The sequence below is a fragment of the Paratractidigestivibacter sp. genome (genome assembly GCF_052362415.1).
GTDB lineage: Bacteria > Actinomycetota > Coriobacteriia > Coriobacteriales > Atopobiaceae > Paratractidigestivibacter.
The window spans coordinates 36,242-41,918 of the sequence record NZ_DAWEMK010000005.1; the positions used below are offsets into that span (position 1 = coordinate 36,242).

Genomic DNA, 5,677 nt, shown 5'->3' on the forward strand with positions numbered 1-5,677 from the left:
TAACGCCGAACATTCCCGAGGCGGAGGCGCTCCTGGGGTTCATCGGGAGCGGGGGCGGCGGGCTTGCCAACGGCGTTGCCAAGAAGGGCGGCCCACTTGAATGCGGGGACGGCACGGGGAGCGGCGGACTTGCCGATAACTGGGGCAATGCCGCGGGCGAGCGCGATGTCGCGAGCGGACGCAATGCCGTCAAGATCACATCCGAAGCCGATGCCGAGGCAGCTGCCCGTGCCCTCGCGGAGCACTTCGGCTGCGCGTTTCTTGTCAAAGGCGGGCACGGCGCCCACGACGCGAATGACGTGCTTGCCGCGGCGGAGGGCGGTGTCCGCTGGTTCCGTTCCGAGCGCGTGGACAACCCGAACACGCACGGCACGGGCTGCACGCTCTCGTCCGCCATCGCGTGCGGGCTCGCGCGCGGCCTCGACCTCGGCGACGCCGTCGTCGCTGCGAAGGACTACCTCACCGGCTGTCTCCGCGCCGGCCTCGACCTCGGCCGCGGCTCCGGTCCCCTCGACCACATGTGGGCTTATCGCCATCGCCGCTAACCCACCAACACTGGGTGACAGTCATTACGTGCAGCTTATTCTGCCACCCATCACTGCGGGATAGACATCACTGGGTGACAGTCATTGCGTGCAGCTTTTGGGGACATACATCATCCGGTGCCACCCATCACGCAATGACTGTCACCCAGCGTTGGTGAACCCGCCGTCGCTCGGCGACGCTGGGCGACGGGACGGAGCAGCGTGCTCTTCTGTGCGGGAGAGAAGTCTTCTCTCCCGAAGAGCAGGCTTCTCTTTCCGGTTTCCTGACGAGAGAAGACTTCTCGAAAGAAGGGCAGCCTTCTTTTCTGCGCAGAATAGAAGGCTGCCCTTCGTCTCTTGTCGACCGAGCCGCCGAGGTGGTCCCGGGAAGCTGCAAGAAAGCTGCAGCCAATGACTGTCACCGGCTGATGGGTGTCCCCGGCTGATGGGTGTCCCAGAAAGCTGCACGCAATGACTGTCACCCAGTGTTGGTGGGGGCTAGGCGCTGTGCTTGCGGACGGCGTCGTAGGTGAAGGTGCTCAGGAACCGCTGCGCGCGCTCGGTCGCCGGGTGGGCAAAGAAGCGCTCGGGGATGTCCTGCTCGACGATGCCGCCGCCGTCGAAGAAGAGCACGCGGTCAGCCACGGCGCGCGCGAACTGCATCTCGTGCGTGACGATGACCATGGTCTTGCCCTCGCGCGCGAGGTCGAGGATGACGTCGAGGACCTCGCGGACCATCTCGGGGTCGAGCGCGGCAGTGACCTCGTCGAGGAGCAGCAGCTCGGGCTCCATGGCGAGCGCGCGGGCGATGGCCACGCGCTGCTTCTGTCCGCCGGAGAGCTGGCGCGGGTAGCTCGACGCCTTGTCGGCGAGGCCCACGCGCTCGAGCAGTGCCCGGGCCTGCGCCTCGGCCTTCTCGCGTGCCACGCCGCGGGCCTTCATCGGCGCGAGCGTGATGTTGTCGAGCACGGTCATGTGCGGAAAGAGGTCGTAGCTCTGGAACACCATGCCGACCTTCTGGCGCAGCTCGACGAGTCCGCGCTCGTCGGCGTCCACGGACTTCCCGGCGACCTTGACGCTGCCGCCCTGGATGGGCTCGAGCGCGTTCAGGCAACGCAGGAAAGTGGACTTGCCGCAGCCCGAGGGCCCGATGATTACGATGACCTCGCCGCGCTTGACCTCGAGCGATATGTCGTCGAGGACCACGTGGTCGCCGTAGGCCTTGTGCAGGTGCTCGACGGAAAGAAGGACGTCCTTCTTTCCGCCGTCGGCCGAGCTGGCCGCGGCATTAGCAGCCCCGGCCGCCGCCGCGCCCGCGCCCAGCTGCGCGTTGTTCTTCTCGTCGCTCATGGATGGCCCCCCTAGTTCCACTTCTTTGACAGGTGATTCGCGAGCAGGCTCACGGGCCAGCACACGGCGAAGTACAGCAACATGATGGTTCCGTAGACCCCGAAGACCGCGTTCGGCGAGGTCATGCGGTTGGCCTCGATGATCTGCTGGCCGACCTTCATCATCTCGATGATGCCGATCATCAGCAGAAGCGAGGTGGTCTTGACCATGCGGGTGATGAGGTTGATGGCGGCGGGCACGAGCCGGCGGACCGCCTGCGGGATGACGACGTAGCGGTAGGCCTGCGCGCGCGTGAGGCCGAGAGCGGCTGCGCTCTCGTACTGGTGGCGTGGGGTGCTGGCCAGCGCGCCGCGCACGAGGTCGCCCATCTCGCCGGTGCCCCAGAAGGTGAAGACGATGATGGCGGAGAACTCGGCGGTCAGGTTGATGCCGAGCACGCGCGTCGCGCCGAAGAACACGATGTAGAGCAGCGCGAGCTGCGGCATGATGCGGACAATCTCGAGGTACAGGCGGCTGATCGCGCGCGCCACGGGGTTCTCCCACATCATGAAGATGCCCAGCAGCACGCCCAGCACGAGCGAGAGCGCCACGCTGATGCCGCTGATCTGCACGGCGATCCACAGGCCCTGCAGCAGGCGCATCATGTTCGTCCCCTTAAAGAGGACGTCAATCCCCAAAGCTTCCACGGCGCAGCCTCCTTTCGATGACGCTGCCGGCGATGCTCACGGGCAGGAGAATGGCGAGGTAAAAGAGCACGAGCATGACCAGGCACTCCGTCGTGCGGTAGTAGAGCCCCATGAGGTCCTTGGTCACGAACATGAGGTCCATGAGGCTGATGGCGGAGAACACGCTCGTCTCTTTGAGCAGGAAGATCACGTTGGCGACGAAGCTCGGGAAGGCGAGCGTCACCGCCTGGGGGAGGATGACGTAGCGGACGGCCTGCATGCGGGTGAGGCCGAGCGCCAGCGAGCTCTCGCGCTGGATGGCGTCGACCGATTCGAAGCCGGAGCGGAACGACTCGGCCATGTACGCGCCGCCGTGCAGGGCGAGGCCGAACGCGCCGCAGAACTCCGGCGTGATGCTCAGGCCGAAGCGCGGCAGGCCGAAGTAAAAGAAGAACAGCTGGATGAGCAGCGGCGTGTTGCGGAACAGCTCCACGTATGCGCGGCACAGCTGGCGCGCGACGGGAACGCGGAAGTGGATGACGAGCGCGACGGCGAGGCCGATGACGATCGCCCCGGCGATGCCCGCCCAGCCGATGCCCAGCGTGAGCAGCGCCGCGTCTTTGTAGAGCGGAAGGTAGTCCGCCATTGCTTGCAGGTCCAAAACAAATCCCCTCGATAGCGTGACGGAAACTATAAACCCAGCCAGCGGCTAGGAATTCACAATCCAAGGTCTCGTAACACAGAAGTCAAGCGGCGCGCGGGTTCGCAATGGGGGATAACGGGTTATCGGAAATAGCGTAACGAGCGCACCTACGCAGGTAATCAGCCATGTTTTGACGCTCGCGGCGCGCAACCGCGAATAATTCCCATTGAACAGCTAGGAATTACGTGCTTTACTCGTCCCTGCCATTGCACGAGCCGCCGGCACAACCATCGCCGCGGCAGACCCACAAGGAGAGAACATCATGGCAGTCAGCATTTCCCGTAGGCACTTCCTCACGTCCGCCTTCGCGACCGCCGCGCTCTTCGGCTCCGTCGCCCTCGGCGGCTGCAGCATCAGCGCAACCTCCGACGACGGCTCCAACGCGGGCTCGAGCGCTTCTTCCCAGTCGGGCTTTCGCTCCCTCGATGACATAAAGAAGTCCGGCAAGATCGTCATCGGCGTGTTCTCCGACAAGAGCCCCTTCGGCTTCGTCGACGAGAACGGCGAGTACCAGGGCTATGACGTCGAGCTCGCCCGCCAGATCGGCACCGACCTGGGCGTCGACGTGGAGTTCGTCTCGACCGAGGCGGCCAACCGCGTCGAGTACCTCGAGACCAACAAGGTCGACCTCATCCTTGCCAACTTCACCGTGACCGACGAGCGCGCCGAGAAGGTCGACTTCGCCGAGCCCTACATGAACGTCGCCCTCGGTGTCGTCTCGCACAAGGACAACGTCGTCACCGATCTTTCGCAGGTGGGCGACCGCACCGTCATCGTGATCTCGGGCACGACCGCCGAGACCTACCTCACCAAGCACAACCCCGACTTGAAGCTCGAGAAGTACGACACCTACGCCGCCGCGAAGACCGCGTTCGAGAACAACAAGGACGCCGTCTGGGCCAACGACAACACCGAGGTCATCGCCTTCGCCAAGGCCTCCGGCAGCGACGAGTACGTCGTGGGCATCGACGAGCTCGGCGACAAGGACACCATTGCCCCGGCCGTCGCCAAGGGCAACTCTGAGCTGCTCGACTGGGTCAACAACGAGCTCAACGACCTCGGCGCAAAGAAGTTCTTCCACTCCGACTACGAGAAGACGCTGAAGGACACCTACGGTTCCGACTACGAGGACACCCTCGTCGTGGAGCCCTCCGCGAAGTAGCGCTTCTGGCCGACGGCGACTTGTGGACGGGCACGGGCTTTCCGGGAAATCGGGCCGGAAGGTTCGTGCCCGTCCTTCGTTGTCGCCTGACCTACAATGGTGGCCGATAAACGCCAGCTTGGAGGCCTACCCATGATTCGCATCGCCTGCGATGTGCACACGCACACGCTCTTCTCGCGCCACGCCTACTCGACCGTGGAGGAGGACGTGCGCGCCGCGGCCGCCCAGAACCTCGAGCTCTTGGGCATCACGGACCATTTCTCGTGCATGCTCTTCAACGAGCAGACTCTGAAGAACTTCCAGTTCTTCATCAACACGACCGTCTGGCCGCGCGAGTGGATGGGCGTGCGCCTCCTGCACGGCTGCGAGGCCGACATCGTCGACACCGAGGGTCACCTCTTTGGCTGGGACATCCCGGTGCACGAGAACATCACCGAGGAGCCGCGCCGCGAGTCCACCCTGAAGGAGAAGTGCTTCGACTCCTGCGACTACGTGATCGCGAGCATCCACCGCTCCGACTTCTGCGACGAGGCCACGCGCGCGCAGAACACCCAGATGTACATCAACGTCCTGCAGGACCCGAAGGTGCTCATCCTCGGGCACGTGGGCCGCTCGGGCGTCGACTTCGAGCTCGACCCGGTGCTCGAGGCCGCCCGCGACCTCGGCAAGCTCATCGAGATCAACGAGACGAGCATCTCGAAGCCCTCGAACATCCGCAAGTCGCTGCGCCGCTGCGAGGACGTCGCGCGCCGCTGCGCGGAGCTCGGCTGCATGGTCAGCTTCGGCTCGGACGCGCACATCGCGCCCTCCATCGGCGTCTACCCGAAGACCAAGGAGCTCCTCGAGTCCATCGACTTCCCGGCGGAGCTCGTCGCCTGCTCCAGTGCCCAGAAGTTCCTCTCGCTCCTGTCGAGGTAGAGGACCGCGCCCCGGCCCCGGCCCAGGCCGCGAGCCGCTCCGAGGCCGCCCCGGGCCGCTGCTACAGGTCGATGACGAGCTCGACGGGGCAGTGGTCGCTGCCGAAGACCTCGTCGTGGATGCTCGTATCGACCACGCGGTCGGCGACGTCGTCGCTCACCAGGAAGTAGTCGATGCGCCAGCCGGCGTTGTTCTTCCTCGCGTTGAAGCGGTAGCTCCACCAGCTGTAGGCGCCCGTGGCGTCGGGGTGCTGCGCGCGGAACGTGTCGGTGAAGCCGGCGTCCAGAAGCGTCCCGAAGCTCGCGCGCTCCTCGTCCGAGAACCCGGCGTTGCCGCGGTTCGACTTCGGGTTCTT

Annotated in this window: 7 protein-coding genes; 3 read left to right on the forward strand and 4 right to left on the reverse strand. The window is 65.1% G+C overall.

Going from position 1 to position 5,677, the window contains the following annotated elements; genetic code table 11:
- A partial coding sequence (locus ACT84W_RS01250; RefSeq protein WP_444327937.1) for a bifunctional hydroxymethylpyrimidine kinase/phosphomethylpyrimidine kinase occupies positions 1-545 on the forward strand: 545 nt, incomplete at its 5' end.
- Between the two features lie 477 nt (positions 546-1,022).
- Here ACT84W_RS01250 and ACT84W_RS01255 read toward each other — a convergent pair.
- From ACT84W_RS01255 to ACT84W_RS01265, 3 genes are read right to left on the reverse strand one after another with little or no spacing between them, the layout of a single operon-like run.
- On the reverse strand, positions 1,023-1,874 hold the full coding sequence (locus ACT84W_RS01255; protein WP_444327938.1) for an amino acid ABC transporter ATP-binding protein: 852 nt from the start codon (positions 1,872-1,874) through the stop codon (positions 1,023-1,025).
- Between the two features lie 11 nt (positions 1,875-1,885).
- Entirely contained in the window at positions 1,886-2,560 is a 675-nt protein-coding gene (locus tag ACT84W_RS01260) for an amino acid ABC transporter permease (RefSeq protein ID WP_432290667.1), read from the reverse strand.
- Entirely contained in the window at positions 2,541-3,200 is a 660-nt protein-coding gene (locus tag ACT84W_RS01265; RefSeq protein WP_432290666.1) for an amino acid ABC transporter permease, read from the reverse strand. Before ACT84W_RS01265 ends, ACT84W_RS01260 begins: the two co-directional genes overlap by 20 nt.
- A gap of 304 nt (positions 3,201-3,504) precedes the next feature.
- Here ACT84W_RS01265 and ACT84W_RS01270 point away from each other — a divergent pair, with 304 nt between their 5' ends.
- Both ACT84W_RS01270 and ACT84W_RS01275 read left to right on the forward strand, forming a co-directional pair.
- The gene (locus ACT84W_RS01270) at positions 3,505-4,404 is read left to right on the forward strand and encodes a transporter substrate-binding domain-containing protein (RefSeq protein WP_444327939.1); all 900 of its coding nucleotides are present in this window, start codon (positions 3,505-3,507) and stop codon (positions 4,402-4,404) included.
- Positions 4,405-4,536: 132 nt separating this feature from the next.
- Positions 4,537-5,322: a phosphatase gene (locus ACT84W_RS01275; protein ID WP_432290664.1), complete on the forward strand. Its 786-nt coding sequence runs from the start codon at positions 4,537-4,539 to the stop codon at positions 5,320-5,322.
- A 61-nt stretch (positions 5,323-5,383) separates the two neighbouring features.
- On the opposite strand, the gene ACT84W_RS01280 is transcribed toward ACT84W_RS01275, so the two are convergent.
- A partial coding sequence (locus ACT84W_RS01280; RefSeq protein ID WP_444327940.1) for an exodeoxyribonuclease III occupies positions 5,384-5,677 on the reverse strand: 294 nt, incomplete at its 5' end.